Source organism: Nocardiopsis halotolerans DSM 44410, assembly GCF_000341065.1.
Lineage (GTDB): Bacteria > Actinomycetota > Actinomycetes > Streptosporangiales > Streptosporangiaceae > Nocardiopsis > Nocardiopsis halotolerans.
Genome location: NZ_ANAX01000040.1, coordinates 1 through 18,841 on the forward strand (window position 1 = coordinate 1; position 18,841 = coordinate 18,841).

Consider the following 18,841-nt stretch of genomic DNA (forward strand, 5'->3'; position numbering starts at 1 on the left):
TTTCGGCCGCGCGCCCCGTCCGCGCTCGGAGTCGGCGAACGCCCCGCGTGCGGCTCCGGCCTCACGCGACAGGCGCTCAGCCCACCAGGAACCAGAGGGCGGTGATGATGAGCATGCCCGTCCAGCCCAGCACGGTCGCCAGGACGGTCCAGGTCCGCAGGCCGTCGGCCACCGACAGCCCGAGGAAGCGGGTGGCGATCCAAAAGCCCGAGTCGTTGATGTGGGACAGCGCCACCGAACCGCAGCCGATCGCCAGGACGACGAGCACGGTCTGGAGGTCGGAGAAGGCGCCGCCCGTCACGGTCGACTGCACGAGTCCCGCGGCGGCGAGGGTCGCGACGGTGCCCGACCCCTGGGCGACCTTGAAGACGGTGGCGAGCAGGAACGCCAGGAACAGGACCGGAAGACCGGTGCCGACCAGCAGTTCCGAGATCGTCTCCCCGATGCCGGTCTCGGTCAGCACGCTGGCGAAGACCCCGCCCGCGCCGGTGACGAAGACGACGATCGCGGCCGGTGCCAGCGAGGCGTCCATGATCTCGCCGACCTCCTGGCGCCCCCAGCCGTTGCGCGCGCCGAGCACGTACATGGCGAGGACGACGGCGACCAGCAGGGCGAACGCGGGCTGGCCCACCAGGGACGTGACGCGGCCCGCGGTGGTCCCGGGGTCCAGCACGAGGCCGCCGACCGTGCCGACGAGGATCATGAGGATCGGCAGCAGGATCATGGTCGCGACCGCGCCCGGCCCCGGCTTCGTCACCCGCCTGGTGGCCACGGCGGTCTTCACCGCGCCGCCCTCGTGGGAACCGCCGTCGTGGGAACCGCCGTCGGTCTCCGGACCGGCGGTGACCCCGCCGGATCCGCCGTCGGACTCCTGGCCGATCGTCCGGTCGAAGCGTTCCCGGACGATCGGGTCGATCGGGAACTCGCGACGCGAGGTGATCATCTTCGAGGTGTAGTACGCGAGCGGACCCAGCGGGATCAGGAGGAGGATCCCCACGAGCGTCACGAGGCCGACGTCGGCGCCCAGCAGGGTGCTGCTCCCGGTGACACCCGGGTGCGGCGGGACCGTGTTGTGGATGTAGACCATGAACCCGGCGATCGGGACCCCGACGAAGACCGGCGAACGGTGACCGGCGGCCTTGGCGAAGCTGAACATGATCGGCACGAGGACGATGAAGCCGACGTCGAAGAAGATCGGGATGGCGATGAGGGCCGACGCCAGGAGGAGCGCCGGACCGGCCCGCTTCCTGCCGAGTCTGCGGACGAACCTCGTGGCGAGCACCTCGGCGCCGCCGGTCCTCTCGACGATGGCCCCGAGCATGGCGCCCAGGCCGACGAGCAGGGCGACGCTCCCGAGGGTTCCTCCCATGCCCTCGATGACGGTCGGAATGATCTCTTCGAGCGGCATGCCGCTCACGGCGGCCGTCACGACGGCGACGAGCAGCAGAGCGACGAACGCCGGGACCTTCGCCCACATGACGAGGGCCAGCAGGGCGGCGATCGCCGCCGCCGCGATGATGACGAGGACGAGAACACTCATGGGGAACCTCTCCGTGCGTCACTGGTCGTCGGTGCGCGGCGGGACGGCCGCCGCGGCCGACCAGTGGGGGGATGAGCCGGAGATCAGCGCCTGATGGCGTCGATCTTCAGCATCTTGGTGATGGTGTCGTCGAGGACCGCGTCGTCGAAGACCCGCTTCCAGTCGTCCCTGACGATGAGCTGACGGCCGTGCCCCATCGCGATGTGGCAGGCGTCGGAGAACGGGTTGTCGCCGCGCAGGGCGTTGGCCAGGGCCACCTGGATGTGGCCGTGGAACAGGGCCTCGGCGGCCGGGCGCGGGACCCCCACGGTGTTGACGGTCTCCTCCAGCGCCTCCTTGAGGAGCTCGCCGACCATGCAGGCGATCGTCTCGACGAGGGTCGGCTCCAGGACCGCGAGCTGCTTGACGCTCACCCAGTGCACGTCGATGACCGGCGCGTACATGGTGCGGATGACCTTCTCGGCGGTCTCCTTGACGGCCTCGTTCCCGCTGTCGACCGCCGCCACGGAGTGCTGGGGCGCGGCGATCCCGCCGAAGGTGTCGGCGTACTCCTCCTTCGTGGTGCGCTCCAGGAAGATCGACGGGTGCGCGGGGTGGGCGCAGACGTACTCGACGTCCTCGCGCTGGAGGAGCAGCCCGGCGTAGGCGGCGGCGGGGTCGAGGGTGAGGACGATGGCGCCCGCCCTGAGCTGGGGAACGATCTCCTCGCTCACCGCGCCGAGCACGACGTCCGGGACCGCGAGGATCACGACGTCGGCGTCCCGGACCGCGTCCTCGGTCGGGGTGACCGTGAGGCCCAGGTCGCGGACGCGCTCCTGCCCGGCGGGCGAGTTCTCCGCGTAGCGGACGGTGGCCTCGGTGCGCCGGAGGTTGTTCGAGACGCGCTGGCCCATCTTTCCGCCGGCGCCGATGACGGCGATGGTCAGGTCGTTGACGCTCATGGGTTCCTTCTCCTGAGGTAGTCGATGTCGTGTTCGGTCCATCGCCGTTCGGCGCGTGCCGTCGTCGCGAAGTCGTCGGTCCAGGGGAGCCAGTGCTCGATCACCTGGGAGATGCCGCGCTCGACCGGGCGGACCCGGCGGACCACGTCGTCGTAGTCCAGGAGCCCCTCGCCGAGCGGGGCGCCCGCGAGGGTGAAGCCGACCCACCCGTCTCGCCTGCTGAAGGCGAAGTCCTTCACGTGCAGGTTCTTCACGTGGGGCGCGACGCGGTCGACGACGTCGGTCGGGTGCTCCAGGGCGGCCACGCAGTTGCCGGGGTCCAGGACGATGCCCAGTGCGGGGTGCGCGACGTCCTCCACGAGGCGCACGAGCTCCCGGGTGGGGACCTGCTCGTAGGTCTCCAGGCCGAGTTCGACGCCCTGGTCGGCGTACTCGGGGACCGTCCGGGCCAGGACGTCGGCCGTCTCCTCCAGGGAGGGCTCGCCGTTCCCGGGCCTGACCATCGAACGCACGAGGGTCGAGCCCAGGGCCGTGGAGATGCGGAGGTAGCGGCGCAGGTGGTCGGGTGTGACGCCCCGCGTGCCGACTTCGAGGGTGAGGCCGAGGTCGTCGGCGACGGCGCGGACGCGGGCGAGCTCCCGGTCGTCCATGTGCTCCAGCGGCGGGTAGTCGCAGATCTGGAAGACGTCCGCGCCGAGGCCGGCGGTGTCGTGGAGCATGTGCTCCAGCGTGAACGGGTCGGGGGCGTACTCCGACCATCGCCACAGGTAGGCGTAGGTGCTCAGACCGATCATGGCTTCGTCTCCGTGAGGGCGAGTGCTTCGTCGAGGACGCGTGTCAGGGCGCGGGGATCGTGGGCGAAGCGGCCCAGGAAGAGCCCCTGGACCGCGTCGCCGAGCTCGGTGAGCAGTCCCGGCCCGGCGCTGCCGCCGTAGATGACCCGGCTGTCGGGGAGGTCCGCGTCCGCGCGGAGGTCGCTCCGGAGGCGGCGGCACACGGCGGCGATGTGGTCGACGGGCGCGGACTCGCTGGCGCCGATGGCCCAGTGGGGCTCGTACGCCACGACGACGCGGCCGGACAGGCCCTCCGCGCGTGCGGGGGCGAGCAACCGGCGCAGTTCCTCCGACACCGTCCGCGCGGCGTCGGAGGGGTCCGTGCGGACCGCCTCGCCGACGCACACGATCGGTGTCAGGCCGTTGCGCAGGGCGGCGGCGAGCTTGCGGCCCACGGTCTCGTCCGTCTCACCGACCACGTTCCGCCGCTCGGCGTGCCCGACCTCGGCGAACGCGCAGCCGACCTCGGCCAGCTCCGGTCCGCCGACCTCACCCGTGAAGGCCCCCCGGTCGGCGACGGCCAGGTCCTGGGCGCCGACCCGGACGGAGTCCCCGAGCAGGGCGCGGACCGGCACGAGCGCGGGGAAGGTCGGCAGGACGACGAGTTCGGCCGCACCGGAGCGGACCGCGGGGTGCGCGCCGGCCGTCTCGTCCACCTCACGGCACCAGGCGAGTGTCCGCGCGTGCGAGAAGTACATCTTCAGGCTGACGCCGATGACGAAGTCGGGGGGCATGGGATCAGTGCTCCCGCGACTGTTCGTAACCGGTGAGCACCCGGACCTTCTCGGCCGAGGGGCTCGCGGGGTCGAAGCGGTACGTGAGCCACTCCCGGGTGAGGCGGCGCGCCAGTTCGAGGCCGACGACCCGCTGGCCGAAGGTCAGGACCTGGGCGTCGTTGCTCAGCACGGACCGCTCCACCGAGAAGCTGTCGTGCGCGGTCACGGCGCGCACCCCGGGGACCTTGTTCGCGGAGATCGCCACGCCCAGGCCGGTCCCGCACACCAGCAGCGCGCGGTCGACCCGGCCGTCCGCGACCATCTCCGCCGCCTGGGTCGCGATGGTCGGGTACGGGGTCCTCCCCGTCCGGTCCACGCCGACGTCGGTGACCGAGGCGACGAGCTCGCTGGTCTCCAGGTCGGCCTTGAGCGCCTCCTTGTACTCGAATCCCGCGTCGTCCGATCCGACGACGATGCGCAGCCTGTCGGTCATGGTCCCTCCGTACGTCGTTGGGCGGCCCCGGAGGGCCGGATGTGGTTCGTGCGTGTTCGTCCGGGGTGGCTCGTGAGGAGTGGCCGTCCGTCCCCTCGAGGCGCTCCGGTCACTGGCGGGAACCCCCGCGGTCGTGACCGGTCGCCGCGCGGAGGGCGTCCCGCAGAGCCTCGGCGAGGAGGGCGAGCGAGGCGGCGCCGGCGTCGGGCGTGCCCCGGCCCCGGACGGTGTGCAGCCGCGCCCGTCCCATGCGCGGTACCAGGTCGGCGGTGGCGTCGGCCCTCTCGCGTGCGACGCGCGCCGCCGCCTCCCACGCGGTGACCGGGTCGTCGCCCCTCCGGAGGGCGTCGGCCAGGGTGTCGGACAGGGGTGCGAGGACGTCGAGCATGGTCCTGTCGCCGATCCGCGCCCCTCCCAGCTCGGCGACCTTGACGGCGGCCTTCTCGATCCCGGCGCTCACGCGGGCGGGGTCGGGCGCGTGCTCGTCGCCGAGTTCGTCGGCGACCGTGCGGAGGATGACGCCCCACAGCGCGCCGGACGTGCCCCCGGCGCGGTCGGCCCATCCGTCGGCGGCGCGGGCGAGGACGGTGCCCGCGCCGCCGCCGTGGTCGGCCGCGTCCCGTGCCGCCTCCTGAGCGGCGACGGCACCGCGACGCATGCCGATCCCGTGGTCGCCGTCTCCGGCGACCGCGTCGATCCGCCCCAGCTCCTCGGCGTGGGCGTCGACGGTCTCGTGGATCGTGTCCAGGGCCCGGAGCACCGTCCACGCCGCCGCGCGGGACTCCTCGCTCGCTGGCGGGACGGTGTCGGTGTCCTCGCCCCGGCCGGTCCCGATCCGCACGGCGTCCGGGGCCGGGGACGGCGCGACGACCTTCCGGTAGGCGGGCGAGGCGGCCGGGGCGCGCCACGCCTCCTCCAGTTCGTCGTCCAGCCAGGCGAGGGTGAGGGACACGCCCGCCATGTCGAAGCTCGTGACGAGTTCGCCGACCTCGGGCTCGACCACCTCGACGCCCTGGCGGCCGAGGAGCTGGTTGACGCGGCGGTAGACGACGAAGAGCTCCTCGTACTTCACGGACCCGAGACCGTTGAGGACCACCGCCGCGCGTCGGCCGTCGGCCCCCGGCGGGATCTCCTCCAGCAGTTTCGCGACGAGGAGTTCGGCGAGTCCGTCGGCGCTCGGCACGTCCGTCTCGTCGGTTCCGGGCTCGCCGTGGATGCCCATGCCCACCGCCATGCGGCCCTCCGGAACGGTGAACAGCGGTGCGTCGGCGCCGGGGAGCGTGCACCCGCCGAACGCGACGCCGAAGGAGCGGACGCGGTCGTTGGCCTTGGCGGCGACGCGCGCCACGTCGTCGAGCGGACGGCCCTGGGCGGCGGCGGCACCGGCGGCCTTGAAGACGAACAGGTCGCCCGCGATGCCCCTGCGGCGGTCGCGTTCCCCGGCCGGGGCGCTCGCGACGTCGTCCGTCACGACGACCGTCTCGCACGCCAGGCCCTCGGCCCGCAGCCGCTCCTGCGCGAGGCCGAACTGGAGGACGTCGCCCGCGTAGTTGCCGTAGGACAGCAGGACGCCGCCCCCGCGCTCCGCCGCCCTGGCCACGGAGTGGACCTGCTGGGCCGACGGGGAGGCGAAGAGGTTCCCCATGGCCGCGCCGTCGGCCAGTCCGGGGCCCACCAGGCCGCCGAAGGCCGGGTAGTGCCCCGACCCGCCGCCGACCACCACCGCCACGGTTCCCGGCCGCACCGCGTCCGCACGGACCACGCCGCCGCGCACGCGGCGGACCCACCGGTGGTTGGCCGCGACGAAGCCGTCCACGAGCTCATCGGCGAACGCCTCGGGGCTGTTGTACAAGCGGGTCATCGGCCAGTCTCCTGTGATCTGCTCCACGTTCGGGCGCGATTGGTGACCAATAAACCAAGGTCACAGCAATAAGTCAACCGGTTGACCAATTTGTTTCCACTAGGATTCCCGCATGCCCGCCTATCCCACGGATCCAGCCGAAAATCTCGGTGCCCAGCTCGCCCCGATCCCCGCGCGCACCCCCTCGGCGGCCGTCGCGGCCGAGCTCCTGGCGTACTTCACCAGCGGCACCCTCACCCCCGGTTCCCGGCTGCCCTCCGAGCGCCAGCTCGCCGAGATGCTGGGCACCGGACGCTCCGCCGTGCGCGAGGCACTGGCCGCGCTGGAGATCCTCGGCGTCGTCAACGTGCGCCCGGGTTCGGGCACCTACCTCCAGGCGGGCGTGTCCGAGCTCCTCCCCCGGACGCTGAGCTGGGGGCTGATGCTCGGCGACCGCAACACCGGCGACCTGGTGCAGATCCGGTCCGCCCTGGAGGTGCTCGTGGCCCAGCTCGCCGCGGAGAACGCCCGGCCGGAGGACGTCCGCGGGCTTCACGCACAGCTGGCGAACATGGAGGCGGCCCTGGACGACCACGACGCCTTCGTCGAGGCCGACGCCCTCTTCCACCAGGAACTGGCGTCGGTGGCGCGCAACGACACCCTGGCCGTCGTCCTCCAGAGCGTCCGCGCGCTCCTGAGGATCTGGCTGGACCGGAGTGTGACCAGGGAGGAGGACGCCCGTACCGCCATCGTCGAGCACACGCGGGTGCTCGAAGCCGTGGCACGGCACGACGCGGACGGGGCACGCGAGGCCATGCTCGCGCACATGGGCACGGCGGGCGCACGGATCCTGAGCCTGGTCGAGGCGCCCGAGGAGCGCTGAGGCCCCCGGGACGACGCCTCCCGGAACGCGGGTCCCCTCCCCGCACAAGCGGAAGTCCCCGCCCACGGCTGCCGTGGACGGGGACTCGGACGAGCGGCGCGGGGCGTGCCCGCCCCGGGCGGTCAGGCGTAGGAGTGCAGACCGCTGAACATGTAGTTCACCGCGAAGAAGTTGAACAGGACGGTCGCGAATCCCAGCACGTTGATCCAGGTCGCCTTGGGGCCGCGCCAACCACCGGTGGCGCGGGCGTGCAGGTAGGCCGCGTAGATCACCCAGGAGATGAAGGACCAGACCTCCTTGGGGTCCCAGCCCCAGAAGCGGCCCCAGGCCTCGTCGGCCCAGATGGAGCCGGCGATGATGCCGAAGGTCCACAGCGGGAAGGCGAAGAGGACGAACCGGTGGGAGAGCCGGTCGAGCAGCTCCGGGCTGGGCAGGCGCCCGGCGATGCCCTCGACCTTCTGCCCCAGGGCACGCCTGGCCTCCGCCCGGTGCGACACCAGGTAGGTGACACCGGCCGCGCCGGAGACCATGAAGGCGCCGCCCGCGATGATCGTCGCGGTCACGTGGATGGGCACCCAGTACGAGTCCAGGGCGGGGATCAGCGGGCCCGGGTCCACGTACAGCCAGCGGACGCCGATGCCCAACAGGAGCAGGACGGGGACCAGCACGAACGCGCCGAGGAAGCGCGCCTGGTAGCGGAAGGACGCGTACAGCAGCCCGGCCACCGCGACCAGGCACAGGGCCACGACGAACTCGAACATGTTGCCCCACGGCCACCGGTCGGCGGCCAGACCGCGGGTGACGATCTGGGCCACGCCCATGAGGAAGCCGAACGTCGTCACGCCCAGGGCGATCCCGCCCAGGACGCTCTGGGGGGCCCTGGCCTCTCCCTCGGTGCCGCGGACGTTCACCTCGATGCCGTCGTCGGCACCGGACTTCGCGTCCGGCTCGGCGCCGGACGCCGCACCGGCGTTCACCGGCATGAGCCGACCGGCCCTGAGCTTGGTACGTCGTCCGTAGGCGGCCTCGATGGCGAAGAGGAACAGGGCTGCCGCGTACGTGACGATCATCGCGATGATCAACGAGTCACTGACTGACGTCATCACCTCGTCCATCGCTCCGGCGAGTGTGTACGTCACCGGTCACTCCCTCGTTGTCGTCGACTCTGGCGGGTCGGGTGGTGGGTTGGCTTCGGAGCTCGGCTCGGGGTCGGGCTCGGAGTCGGAACCGGGGCCCGGATCCGGCTCGGGTTCGGGGGCCCCGTCCGAACGGCCCCGGAGGCGTCCGGCGAGCTCCGTGGTGAGTTCGTGGAACTCCACGTTGTTTCCGGCCGCCTCGGTCTTGCCGAGACCGGCCAGCTCCACCCGGGTACGGCCGTCCTCGCCCCTGGTCGCGCGCACCCACACGCGGCGCGGACGGACGAACAGGGTGACGATCAGGCCGACGACGGCCAGGGAGGCCGCGGCGAGCGCGGGCAGCCGGGCGCCGTCCCGGTTGATCTGGAGGCTGACGTACTCGCTGTACCCGGAGAAGGTGATCGACCCGGCGCCGTCGGGCAGCTCCCAGGTGTCGCCGACCTCCATCACGGGTGAGCTGCCGAGCTCCTCCATCTGGCTGGTCTGGAGCTGGTAGACCGACTGCGGATCGATCAGCCCGAGGTCGCCCCGGTAGCCCTCCAGCGTGATCCGGGGGTTCTGGGCGTCGGGGAAGTCGGAGACGAGTTCACCGCTCTCGGTCTCCACCGCGCTCGGCAGGAACACGCCGACGAAGCCGAGCTGCTCGCCTCCGGTGTCGGGCACCTTGACCACGCCGTCGGAGGTGTAGGTGGCGGTGTTCCGGTGCAGGAACGGGACCGCCTGGTCGAAGACCACCTCGCCTTCGGCGTTGCGCACCTGGAACTCCGGCGCGTACCCGTGGCCGAGCAGGTAGACCTGCACGCCGTTCACGCTGAGCGGGTGGTTGACCTCCAGCTGGTGCCGCTCCTCCCCGCTCCGCGGAGTCTCCTTGTAGGTGAGGTCGGCGACGTAGGACTCGGCCTGCCCGCGCAGGTCGCCCTCCTCGATGAACTCCGCCTCGAAGTCCTCCAGGTGGAGGGAGAACGGCTCCAGGTCGTCGGTGTCGGTCCAGTGCCCTGGGTAGAAGGAGTCGTAGGAGGTCAGGGTGTTGGCGAACCCCTGGTTCTCCACCAGCAGCTGGTTGCCCCGGTAGCCGAAGAAGGATCCGGCGGCCAGGGCCAGCAGCAGACCCAGCAGCGCGAGGTGGAACAGGACGTTCCCGGCCTCGCGCAGGTAGCCGGTCTCGGTGGAGATCGAGTCGCCGTAACGCTCGATCCGGTACCGCCTGAGGACGCCGCGGGCCTGCTCCAGCACCGTCTCGGGGTCGGCGTCCGTGGTGAACCTGGCCGCGTACGGCATCCGGCCCAGGTTCCTGGGCGTGCGCACCGGCCGCGACCGCACCGCGCGGGCGTGCGCCATCGCGCGGGGGAACACGCAGCCCGCCAGGGAGACGAACAGCAACAGGTAGATCGCCGCGTACCAGGGCGAGGAGAACACGTCGAAGAGGTGGAACCGGTCCAGCCAGGGGGCCAGGTCGGGGTGCTCCTCGAAGTAGGTCTGGACCTCGGCGACGCTGACCACGTTCTGCGGCAGGATCGAGCCGGGGATGGCGCCGACCGCCAGCAGGAAGAGCAGGATCAGGGCGGTGCGCATCGAGGTGAGGACGCGCCAGGCCCAGCGCAGCCAGCCGACCGGCCCCAGTCCCCCGGGTTGGCGCGCACTCTTCTCGGTCGTGGGACCGGTGTCGGTTCCCGCGTCGTTCGTGGTCGTGCTCATCAGATCACCGTCTGGTAGTCGGCGGCCCATCCCTGCATGGCGATGGTCAGTTGGGTCCACAGTCCGGTCACCATCGCCAGACCGACCAGGACGAGCATGGCCCCGCCGATCACGGTGACCGCGCGGGTGCGGCGCTTGAGCCAGTCGAAGGTGCCCAGGGCGCGCCGGTAGAGGAGCGAGGCGAGGACGAACGGCAGTCCGAGTCCGACGCAGTAGGCCAGGGAGAGGAGCATGCCGCGCCCCGCGCCGCCCTCGACGAAGGCGAGGGTCTGCACGGCGGCCAGGGTGGGGCCGATGCACGGGGTCCAGCCGAGGCCGAAGAGGACACCGAGCAGGGGGGCGCCCGCGAGTCCGGCGCGGGGCAGCCGGTGGAAGCGGAACTCGCGGCCGAAGCCCGGCATGACGCCCATGAAGGCGAGGCCGAGGACGATGGTGAGGACACCGAGCACACGCGTGATGGGGTCGGTGTGGTCCATGAGGATCTCGCCGAGCCAGCCGATGAAGCCGCCGACGGCGACGAACACCAGCGTGAACCCGGCGATGAACAGGGCGCTGCCGGTGACCATGGTCCAGCGGCGCGAGGCCAGTTCGGTGTCGAGGTCGGCGACGGTGGCGGTCCCCGTGCCGCCGCCGGCCGCCGCGGTGCGTTCGCGCACCTGTGTTCCGCTCATCCCGGTCACGTAGGACAGGTAGCCGGGCACGAGCGGGAGCACGCACGGGGAGAGGAAGGAGACCAGCCCCGCGGCCAGGGCCAGCGGGATCGCGGCGAGCAGGGAACCGGTGAGGACGGTGGAGCCGATCGCGTCCATCAGCCGTCGTCCCGCTCGTCCCCGGCCGTACCGGAGCCGCCCTCGGCGGGCTGCTCGGCGTCGGCGGAGGGATCACCCGGGGGTTCGTCCGCGGGGTCCGCCGAGGGTTCCCGCGAGGGGTCGGCGGCCTCCTGCTCCGCGACCCGGGGGCGCTCCTCGGGATCACCGAGACCGAACTCGACCACCAGCGGGTTGAGCAGGTCGGTCAGCTGCCCGTAGGTGGTCGGACCGATGACGCGGGCGGCGATGCGGCCCTCGGGACCGATGACGAGCGTGCTGGGGATGGAGCGCGGCGGGACGGTGTCGCGGAAGGCCTGGGGCACGGCGCCGGGCTGGTCGTACAGGCTCGGGTAGGCGACGTCCTTGCTCTCCAGGTAGGCCCGGGCGGCGGTCTCGTCGTCCTTGATGTTCACGCCGAGGAAGTCCACGCCCAGGTCCGCGTACTCGGTGTGGACCTCGTCCAGGACCGGCTGCTCGGTCCGGCAGGGGCCGCACCAGCTCGCCCAGACGTTGAGGACGACGATGCCGCCCTCGTAGTCGCTGAGGGAGATCTCCTCGCCGCCGAGGGTGGTCCCGGTGACGTCGGGCGCCTCGACCCGCTCGGCGGCCTCGAAGGCGGTGGCGCTGCCGTCACCGGCGATGAACCGTTGGTCCTCGTTGTTGGCCTGGATCTCGTTGCCCCCGGCACAGCCGGTCAGGGCGAGGACGGAGGCCAACGCGGCCGCCGCCAGGCGCGGCACGGCACTGCGTCGACGCCTACCGGTGCTGGTACTGGCCATCGAGGGGACCTCGCGAACGGGGTGTGAACAGGGCGGACTACAACAACGACAAAGTGTAGTAGATGCCCTGGGATCCGTTCCGCCGCCCCGGCACATGGCGATGCGGCCAGGAGGGGCCCGGGAGGCGGTCGGCCCCGCACGGCGGAGCGGGGGAGAAACCGAGGGGGGCGGTGTCCGTCGGACACCGCCCCCCGGGGGTTGTCGGCTGACCGGTGCCGGGGGATGGCGCCGGTCGGCCGGGCCCGGATCAACCAGCCTCGACGAAAGCCTCGCGGAGGTAGTCGTGCACGGCCCGCTCGGGGACCCGGTAGGAACGTCCCACGCGAATCGCGGGGAGAACTCCCGAGTGCACCATTCGGTAAACGGTCATCTTGGACACACGCATGATCGTGGCGACCTCCGCCACGGTCAGGAACCTGACCTCTTCGAGAGGCGGCTTGCTCCCGTTCATCTTCCGACGCCCTCATTCCCGGACGTGAGCATTGTCTACCCTTCGAACCGGCGTGGTGCACGGCGGCGACCCCGGTGTACCCGTCCCAACGCCACGCCAGCGTGTCGCTGTCACTACTGACACGTCCGTTTTCAGGGTAGAGCCGAGTTCCCCTCAGCGAAAGGCCGTTCGTGCTGTCTTCGGCGCTATGCGTTGATGGCGGGTCGGATGAGGTTTAACGGTGGGTATAAATGGTCCTCCCCCGTCACAGGAGACCGGCTCGCGCGAGAACGTATTCGCGCAGCGGGGCGTAGTCCTCGGTCAGATATCCGTCATCCAAAGGCACCGTGACCAGTAGTTTCCCCTCCGATTCGGCGAGGAACAGGGCGGGGTCGTTGCAGTCGGCGAAGCCCACCGTGGGCACCCCCGCCTCCCCCGCCGCACCCGCGAACCCGTGATCCGCGATGACCAACTGCGGCCACGCCTCACCGCGGTCCGCGAGGTCCCCGAGAATGGCACGCATGGCGAAGGGGTGGTGGCTGTGACGGGCGAGGTGTCCGTCCGTAACGATCGCCACCTCGTCCTCCCAGACCACGATCCTCCGGTTCGGGGGTCGTTCCGTGGTCACTTCATAGGAGTAGCCGCCCCCGGCGGTGATGACCTGGCACCCACGCTCGACGAGAGCGTCCTTCCAGGTGCGGTAGGTCTCGCGGAGGTTGCGGGGATGGCCGGTGGCGAACATGACCCGCTCCCGGCGCTCGGCGGCCAGGGCCATGCGGTCGGCGAGGGCCTCCAGGGCGTCGATGGTCAGGTCGGGGTCGATGGTGTCGATCCCCCACACGTACTCCTCGTCGGCCACCACACCGCAGCGCTTGCTCATCAGGGCGAGGACCTCGGAGAAGGTCCAGTCGTGGGCGAACGTCAGGCCGAACTGGTGGTAGGGGTCCTTCTGCACGAGCCGCCGGTAGTGCCGAAGGTTGTTCTGGCGTGGAGTGTCGACGTGTCCGGCGATCCCCGTGCGCACCAGATAGGTGATGAGTTCAGCGCGTGTGGGCGGCGTCACCTGGCGTTCCCCTTCCTCGTCTGCGCAGCGAGCGTGCGCCACGCCGTGCGGCCACCACGACGCCTGCTCCTGTTCGCCCGGTATTCAACCTCTGTCCTACCCGCTCCGCGCGTGTCACGCGCGGCTCCCGGGGAATTCACGCCGGTCGACACCGGGGTGTTATCCGGGCCGCTCGGAGCGCCCACCGGCCGGACGGGGGATACGGGCACGCTACAGGCTCGGGTCGATCCCGTGGCTGGGGAAGACGGCGGTACGGGTCGCGTGGATGGCGCGGTCCACCGGGTCGCCGGGGTCGTAGCCCTCCACGAAGGGGGCGAACTCGATCTCGCGCCCGTCGGTCATGTACAGCGGCGCCAGCTCCCCGGTGCGCTCGCGGACGAAGTTCCGCCAGCCCTGCGGGGTCTCGGTGTCGGGATCGATGGGGTGCCCCGCGGCCTCGCCCAGCAGGTGGGTCCAGGCACGGGGGACGACGTGCACCAGCCCGTAGCCGCCTCCGCCGAACAGCAGCCAGCGGCCGCCCGCCGTCTTGCGGGCGAGTTCGTGCAGCTCGGCGTAGGCACGCCGCTGACCGTCCACGCTCAGGGTGAGGTTGGCGAGCGGGTCCAGGGCGTGGGTGTCGCAGCCCTGCTGGGTGACCAGGATCTCCGGCTGGAACTCGTGCAGCAGCGGCGGCACGACGGCGTCGAAGGCGCGNGTACCCGCGGGGAGGGCGACGTTGACCGCGTACCCCTCGGCGCCCGGACCACCGGTCTCCGACGCCTGGCCGGTTCCGGGGAAGAGGGTCGCCGGCGACTCGTGGAGGCTGATGGTGAGTACGCGGGGATCGTCGTAGAAGGCGCTCTGGACTCCGTCTCCGTGGTGGACGTCCACGTCCACGTAGGCGACGCGCTTGGCGCCCTGTTCCAGGAGCCAGGCGATGGCCAGGGCGGGGTCGTTGTAGACGCAGAAGCCCCACGCGTTGCCGCGCATGGCGTGGTGCAGGCCGCCCGCGATGTTGGCGGCGTGCGCGCTCTCCCCACTCCACACGGCCCGCGCGGCGGCCACGGACGCGCCGGAGATGAGCGCGGCGGCGTCGTGCATGTCCTTGAAGACGGGGTTGTCGGGGGTGCCCAGCATGTGGACGTCGTCGGGTTCGAGCGTGCGCCCCGCGCGCTTGACCGCCTCGATGTAGGCGGGTGAGTGCACGAGTGACAGGAGTTCGTCCGAGGCCGGTTCGACGTCCAGGAGGCCGACCCCCGGAGCGTCCAGGACACCGAGTTCGCGGCTGAGCGCCATGGTCAGCTCGACGCGTATCGGGGCCATCGGGTGCTGCGGCCCGAAGTCGTAGGCGGTGAGTCCGTCGTCCCATGCCACCCGCAGCGAGCAGGACGTGCGCCCTCCCATGTGGTGACCCCCGTTTCAGGTGTGCGTGCTTCGAAGCACACAGTACGCACAAGCGGGCGGCGTGCCGAACCCCGGGGTCCGACCCGCCGCCCGCGAGCCCTTGGGGAGAGGACTACTCCTCGACGGTGTAGTAGCAGGATTCGTACAGGTCACCGGCGGCGAAGTCGACGGTTCCGTGCAGGGGAGCGCTGAAGATGCCCATGTCGGTCGAGGTCAGCAGGAGCCGGTACTCGCCCGGGTCGAACTCCACGCGCATGACCTCACCGTTCTCGAAGCAGGAGTTGCCCGTGGGCGGCGAGGTGTAGACCTCGCACTCCTCGCACGCGGGGGTGATGATCTCGTCGTGGACGCCGTCCGGGCCGACGTAGAGGAACTGCATCTCGTTCGGCGTGTTGTTGGTGATCTCCAGGACGGTCTTGTCACTGCCGGAGCTGCCGGTGGGAGAGGGGTTGAACTCGACCTCGTCGAGGGCGGTCATGGCGTCCATGCGCTCCTCGATGCGACCGGCGCCGATGTGGGTGGCCATCCTCGCGACCTCGTCGGCCTCGTGGTCGGGGTAGTCCGACTCCAGGAGGGAGACGATCTCGTCCGCGGCGTCGAACTCGTCCGCGTCGACGCGGTCCCAGCCGCAGTGGAACGCGGCGTTCGGGTGCTCGGTGCCGATGCGCTCGGCGACCTCGGGGACGACCTCCCAGGACAGGTCGGCGAACACCTCGATCTGGTCGAAGGCCGCGCACCAGTTCTCGGCGTCGTACTCGCTGGTGCCCAGTGCGTACAGCCTGAGGAGCTCCTCGGGGACCTGCCCGGCGGCCGCGGTGCCCTCGTAGTCCTCGGGGATCACGTTGTAGATCTCGTGCGCCCGCCGCATGTTCTCGCGGTACTCGTCGGTGACCTCGCCGGAGAAGTCCTCCTCGGCCGTCTCCGCCAGGTTGGCGGCGTAGGAGAGGTGGATGTCGGCGATCTCGCCGTCGGTGTCCTCCCAGCGTGCGGCGGGGTGCTCGAAGTAGGTGCCGTAGGAGGCCAGGGCCCGTTCGTACTCACCGGCGGCCACGTCGGCCTGCGCCCGCTCCAGAAGCCCGCAGGCCTCGACACCCGAGCGGGCGCGCTCCATCAGCGACGAGGAGAAGGACAGCTGGAAGAAGTCCTCCACGCCCTCGTAGGCGGCGACGGCCTCGGAGCCACCGCACTCGCCCCGGGCGTGGGCGGCGTCGGCCACGCGCAGCCGCCACTCCCCCGCCTGCCACACACCGGCCAGGACCGCGAGCAGGGCCACCACCAACCCGGCCGCGGTGAGGAGCGGCCCCACCTTGCGGGAGGGCTGCTCGCCCCGGCTGAGGGTGCGCTCGTCACTGGAGCGCCCGGCGAAGAGGCCGAGCACGGCCGCGACGACGAACCAGCCCAGGAGGACGCCCGCCCAGAGCAGGGCGTTGTCGGCGGCGCCCATGAACGCGGCGGTGACCAGCAGGCCGATGGTGACGGCGAGCGCGACGGCGAAGAACAACCACTTGCGCAGGTAGACGTATCCGGCCCCCATGCCCGAGGCGTTGAGCAGCGCGGCCCGCAGACCCGACGGCGAGGAGAACAGGCCCAGTCTGCGCGGCTTCGGGGGAGGCGGCGGAGGAGCGCCGAACTGCCCCGGCGGCATCCCTCCGGGGGGCATTCCGCCGGGGGGCGGTCCCCCTGGAGGCATCCCTCCGGGGGGCATCCCTCCAGGGGGCGGTCCCCCCGGGGGCATCCCGCCCGGGGGCGGGCCACCGGGCGGCGGGCCGTTCGGAGGCAGCATGCCCGGGGGCGGGCCGGGGACGCCGCCCGAGCGCGTCCCGCTCGCGGGCGTGCCGCCCTGGGGCGTCCCCCCGGTCGGGTGACCACCCGTCGGTGTGCCGCCGTGGGGTGTGTTCCCGGGCGGCGGAGGACCCGGCGTCCCGCCCTGGGGCGGTGGAGGACCGCCGCCCTGCGGCTGGGAGGGGTCGGAAGGAGGAGGGGGAGAAGTCATGGAGGACCCTGAGGGAGTCGGAAGAAGGGGGAGATCCCGCACCCGCGGGATCGGAAGGGACATGTACACCCTCCGTCAACAAGCCTACCCAGGCCCTCCGACGCGGGCCCCTCCCGGGCGGGCCGCTTCCGGCCATCTTCCGGCGGGCCGGGTTCCGACCCGCCGACCGCGCCCCCTGAGTCAGTCCTCGTCAGAGTAGTAGTAGCAGGTCTCGTACAGTGTCCCGGCCGCGATGTCGAAGGTGTTGTGGAACGGCCCGCCGCCGCGACCGCCCCAGGTCAACAGCATCCGGTACTCACCCGGTTCCAACTCCACGCGCATGACCTCGCCATGCCCGTAGCAGGAGGTGTGGGCCTCGCAGCCGTCGCACGCGGAAGCGGTGATGTCGCCGTGGGCTCCGTCCGGCCCGACGTAGAGCAGACGCATCAGGTAAGGGGTGCTGTTGGTGATCTCCAGGACGCTCCCGCCGCTGCCGGAGCCCCCGACGGGGTCAATCCTGAGCTCCCCGTCCTCGTGAAGGATCATGGCGTCCATCTTCTGCCCGAGTCGTCCGGCGCCGATGTGGGTGGCCATCCTCGCGACCTCGTCGGCCTCGTGGTCGGGGTACTCCGACTCCAGGACGGCGACGGCGTCCTCGGCGATGCCGAGCTCACCCGTGTCGACGCCCTCCCAGCCGCAGCGGAACGCGGCGTCCGGGTACTCGGTGTCGATGCGCTCGGCGACCTCGGGGGTGAGTTCCCAGGGCAGGTCGGTGAACATTCCGATCTGCTCGAAGGCCGTACACCAGTCCTCGTCGGCGTACGCGCCGGTGCCCGGCCCGTACAGCTCGCTGAGCGCGGTGGTGTCCTCCCAGCGTGCGGCGGGGTGCTCGAAGTAGGTGCCGTAGGAGGCCAGGGCCTGCTCGTACTCACCGGCGGCCACGTCGGCCCGCGCCCGCTCCAGAAGCCCGCAGGCCTCGGCGCCCGCGCGGGCGCGGTCCGTCAGCGACGAGGAGAAGGACAGCTGGAAGAGGTCCTCCACGCCCTCGTAGGCGGCGACGGCCTCGGAGTCACCGCACTCGCCCCGGGCGTGGGCGGCGTCGGCCACGCGCAGCCGCCACTCCCCCGCCTGCCACACGCCGACCAGGGCGGCGGGCAGGGCCACGGCCAGTCCGGCCGCGGTGAGGAGCGGGCCCCACCGCCGCGGTTTCGGGGAGGGCGGTGGTGTGTCGGGGACCGCGTCCGGACCGGGGGAGTCCCCGTTGGGCGCCGGAGAGGAGTCGGAGGCGGGGGAGGGGGAGGGGGAGGTCATGGGGGGTCCAGGGTCGGAGGAGGGGGATGTCCCGCGCACACGGGATCAGGGGGACGTGCGCACCCTACACCGGGCCCCTCCCCGGACGCCGCTAGCTGCCCGAGAGGGCGCTGCTCCGGTCCCGGGCCGCCTCGATGGCGTCCGTGAAGGCCGTGCGCACGCCGTGCCGCTCCAGTTCGCGCAGGGCCGCCGCGGTGGTGCCGCCCGGCGAGGTGACGGCCTCGCGCAGCACGACCGGGTGCTCCCCCGAGTCGTTGAGCATGGCGGCGGCGCCCGTGATGGTCTGGCCGACCAGCTTCTGGGCGGTGGCGCGCGGCATCCCCATCGCCACACCGGCCTCGATCATCGTCTCGGCGATGAAGTAGAAGTAGGCGGGCCCGCTGCCGGAGATGGCGGTGACGGTGTCCATGTGCTGCTCGCCCACGCGGATCACCTCGCCGACCGCGGCCAGGAGCGCCTCGGCTCGGTCCAGGTGGGCCTCGCCGGTGTGGGCGCCGCCCGCGACGGCGGTCATCCCCTGCCCCATGAGGGCGGGGGTGTTGGGCATCGCCCGGACGACGGGCGTCCCGGCGGGCAGGTGGCCCTCCAGCACTGAGGTGGTGATCCCGGCCGCGACGGAGATCACGAGGCGGTCGGAGGACAGGTGCGGCGCCAGACCGTCCAGGAGCGCCACCATGTCCTGGGGTTTGAGGGCGATCAGCAGGGTGTCGGCGCGCTTGGCGGCGTCCTCGGCGGGGACCACCTCGATCCCGTAGCGCCCGCGCAGCTCCTCAGCGTGCTCCTCACGGGGTTCGGTGACGAGGACGTCCCCCGGCGCGTGGCCCTTGGCCAGCATTCCGGCGAGCAGCGCCTCGCCCATCTTCCCGGCACCGATGATCGCGATCATGAAGGTCCTTCCTGCGGATACCTCCACGCTAACGGCACCGGCGGCCCCGCGTGGACACTGGTCTCACTCCGTGGACACCCGGCCCGCCCCGTTCGCGCTGATCCTGGACCTGTGGCGGGCTCGGCGCTCCA

At 71.9% G+C, this 18,841-nt stretch carries 17 protein-coding genes; 1 reads left to right on the plus strand and 16 read right to left on the minus strand.

The window, feature by feature from the left end; all coding sequences use genetic code 11:
* Positions 1-76: 76 nt before the first annotated feature.
* The 6 genes from D455_RS0103005 to D455_RS0103035 all read right to left on the minus strand — a co-directional run bounded on the left by D455_RS0103005 (position 77) and on the right by D455_RS0103035 (position 6,384).
* Entirely contained in the window at positions 77-1,540 is a 1,464-nt protein-coding gene (locus D455_RS0103005) for a GntP family transporter (RefSeq protein WP_017569289.1), read from the minus strand.
* Between the two features lie 83 nt (positions 1,541-1,623).
* On the minus strand, positions 1,624-2,481 hold the full coding sequence (locus D455_RS0103015; RefSeq protein WP_017569291.1) for a phosphogluconate dehydrogenase C-terminal domain-containing protein: 858 nt from the start codon (positions 2,479-2,481) through the stop codon (positions 1,624-1,626).
* A complete protein-coding gene (locus D455_RS0103020; RefSeq protein ID WP_017569292.1) occupies positions 2,478-3,275 on the minus strand; it encodes a sugar phosphate isomerase/epimerase family protein in 798 nt (265 codons plus the stop codon). Before D455_RS0103020 ends, D455_RS0103015 begins: the two co-directional genes overlap by 4 nt.
* Positions 3,272-4,048 carry a triose-phosphate isomerase family protein gene (locus D455_RS0103025; protein ID WP_017569293.1) on the minus strand — a complete coding sequence of 259 codons (777 nt, stop codon included), beginning with the start codon at positions 4,046-4,048 and terminating at the stop codon, positions 3,272-3,274. The genes D455_RS0103020 and D455_RS0103025 overlap by 4 nt, the downstream gene beginning before the upstream one ends.
* Positions 4,049-4,052: 4 nt before the next feature.
* The gene (locus D455_RS0103030) at positions 4,053-4,523 is read right to left on the minus strand and encodes a ribose-5-phosphate isomerase (protein ID WP_017569294.1); all 471 of its coding nucleotides are present in this window, start codon (positions 4,521-4,523) and stop codon (positions 4,053-4,055) included.
* A 109-nt stretch (positions 4,524-4,632) separates the two neighbouring features.
* Positions 4,633-6,384 carry a dihydroxyacetone kinase family protein gene (locus D455_RS0103035; protein WP_017569295.1) on the minus strand — a complete coding sequence of 584 codons (1,752 nt, stop codon included), beginning with the start codon at positions 6,382-6,384 and terminating at the stop codon, positions 4,633-4,635.
* Between the two features lie 112 nt (positions 6,385-6,496).
* Here D455_RS0103035 and D455_RS0103040 point away from each other — a divergent pair, with 112 nt between their 5' ends.
* Positions 6,497-7,246: a FadR/GntR family transcriptional regulator gene (locus tag D455_RS0103040; RefSeq protein WP_017569296.1), complete on the plus strand. Its 750-nt coding sequence runs from the start codon at positions 6,497-6,499 to the stop codon at positions 7,244-7,246.
* Between the two features lie 122 nt (positions 7,247-7,368).
* Here the strand turns inward: D455_RS0103040 and ccsB are convergent, their stop codons facing one another.
* From ccsB to proC, 10 genes are all read right to left on the minus strand, one after another.
* Complete coding sequence (gene ccsB, locus D455_RS0103045; RefSeq protein WP_017569297.1) at positions 7,369-8,385, minus strand: c-type cytochrome biogenesis protein CcsB; 1,017 nt, start codon at positions 8,383-8,385, stop codon at positions 7,369-7,371.
* Positions 8,386-8,388: 3 nt separating this feature from the next.
* Complete coding sequence (gene resB / locus D455_RS29010; RefSeq protein ID WP_017569298.1) at positions 8,389-10,077, minus strand: cytochrome c biogenesis protein ResB; 1,689 nt, start codon at positions 10,075-10,077, stop codon at positions 8,389-8,391.
* Positions 10,077-10,886, minus strand: a complete 810-nt coding sequence (locus tag D455_RS0103055; RefSeq protein WP_017569299.1) for a cytochrome c biogenesis CcdA family protein — start codon at positions 10,884-10,886, stop codon at positions 10,077-10,079. The genes resB and D455_RS0103055 overlap by 1 nt, the downstream gene beginning before the upstream one ends.
* Positions 10,886-11,665, minus strand: a complete 780-nt coding sequence (locus D455_RS0103060) for a TlpA family protein disulfide reductase (protein ID WP_152486990.1) — start codon at positions 11,663-11,665, stop codon at positions 10,886-10,888. The genes D455_RS0103055 and D455_RS0103060 overlap by 1 nt, the downstream gene beginning before the upstream one ends.
* A 247-nt stretch (positions 11,666-11,912) precedes the next feature.
* Complete coding sequence (locus D455_RS0103065; RefSeq protein WP_013155995.1) at positions 11,913-12,116, minus strand: helix-turn-helix domain-containing protein; 204 nt, start codon at positions 12,114-12,116, stop codon at positions 11,913-11,915.
* Between the two features lie 244 nt (positions 12,117-12,360).
* Positions 12,361-13,158 (minus strand): phosphatase, encoded by a 798-nt coding sequence (locus D455_RS0103070; protein ID WP_017569301.1) that lies wholly within the window; start codon positions 13,156-13,158, stop codon positions 12,361-12,363.
* Positions 13,159-13,368: 210 nt separating this feature from the next.
* Positions 13,369-14,511, minus strand: coding sequence for an acetoin utilization protein AcuC (locus tag D455_RS0103075; RefSeq protein WP_017569302.1), 1,143 nt, complete (start codon positions 14,509-14,511; stop codon positions 13,369-13,371).
* A 142-nt stretch (positions 14,512-14,653) separates the two neighbouring features.
* Complete coding sequence (locus D455_RS0103080) at positions 14,654-16,186, minus strand: hypothetical protein (protein WP_017569303.1); 1,533 nt, start codon at positions 16,184-16,186, stop codon at positions 14,654-14,656.
* Positions 16,187-16,714: 528 nt separating this feature from the next.
* Positions 16,715-17,824, minus strand: a complete 1,110-nt coding sequence (locus D455_RS29015) for a hypothetical protein (RefSeq protein WP_017569304.1) — start codon at positions 17,822-17,824, stop codon at positions 16,715-16,717.
* Between the two features lie 91 nt (positions 17,825-17,915).
* Positions 17,916-18,710, minus strand: coding sequence for a pyrroline-5-carboxylate reductase (proC, locus tag D455_RS0103090; RefSeq protein ID WP_017569305.1), 795 nt, complete (start codon positions 18,708-18,710; stop codon positions 17,916-17,918).
* Between the last annotated feature and the right edge of the window lie 131 nt (positions 18,711-18,841).

What these genes read in the sequence shown, in the direction of transcription:
- D455_RS0103055 (WP_017569299.1), bottom strand. Translation starts at nt 10,886, where the DNA reads ATGGACGCGATCGGCTCCACCGTCCTCACCGGTTCCCTGCTCGCCGCG.
- D455_RS0103005 (WP_017569289.1), bottom strand. Translation starts at nt 1,540, where the DNA reads ATGAGTGTTCTCGTCCTCGTCATCATCGCGGCGGCGGCGATCGCCGCC.
- D455_RS0103065 (WP_013155995.1), bottom strand. Translation starts at nt 12,116, where the DNA reads ATGAACGGGAGCAAGCCGCCTCTCGAAGAGGTCAGGTTCCTGACCGTG.
- D455_RS0103030 (WP_017569294.1), bottom strand. Translation starts at nt 4,523, where the DNA reads ATGACCGACAGGCTGCGCATCGTCGTCGGATCGGACGACGCGGGATTC.
- D455_RS0103040 (WP_017569296.1), top strand. Translation starts at nt 6,497, where the DNA reads ATGCCCGCCTATCCCACGGATCCAGCCGAAAATCTCGGTGCCCAGCTC.
- proC (WP_017569305.1), bottom strand. Translation starts at nt 18,710, where the DNA reads ATGATCGCGATCATCGGTGCCGGGAAGATGGGCGAGGCGCTGCTCGCC.
- D455_RS0103080 (WP_017569303.1), bottom strand. Translation starts at nt 16,186, where the DNA reads ATGCCGCCGGGGCAGTTCGGCGCTCCTCCGCCGCCTCCCCCGAAGCCG.
- D455_RS0103035 (WP_017569295.1), bottom strand. Translation starts at nt 6,384, where the DNA reads ATGACCCGCTTGTACAACAGCCCCGAGGCGTTCGCCGATGAGCTCGTG.
- D455_RS29015 (WP_017569304.1), bottom strand. Translation starts at nt 17,824, where the DNA reads ATGACCTCCCCCTCCCCCTCCCCCGCCTCCGACTCCTCTCCGGCGCCC.
- resB (WP_017569298.1), bottom strand. Translation starts at nt 10,077, where the DNA reads ATGAGCACGACCACGAACGACGCGGGAACCGACACCGGTCCCACGACC.
- D455_RS0103015 (WP_017569291.1), bottom strand. Translation starts at nt 2,481, where the DNA reads ATGAGCGTCAACGACCTGACCATCGCCGTCATCGGCGCCGGCGGAAAG.
- D455_RS0103025 (WP_017569293.1), bottom strand. Translation starts at nt 4,048, where the DNA reads ATGCCCCCCGACTTCGTCATCGGCGTCAGCCTGAAGATGTACTTCTCG.
- D455_RS0103060 (WP_152486990.1), bottom strand. Translation starts at nt 11,665, where the DNA reads ATGGCCAGTACCAGCACCGGTAGGCGTCGACGCAGTGCCGTGCCGCGC.
- D455_RS0103020 (WP_017569292.1), bottom strand. Translation starts at nt 3,275, where the DNA reads ATGATCGGTCTGAGCACCTACGCCTACCTGTGGCGATGGTCGGAGTAC.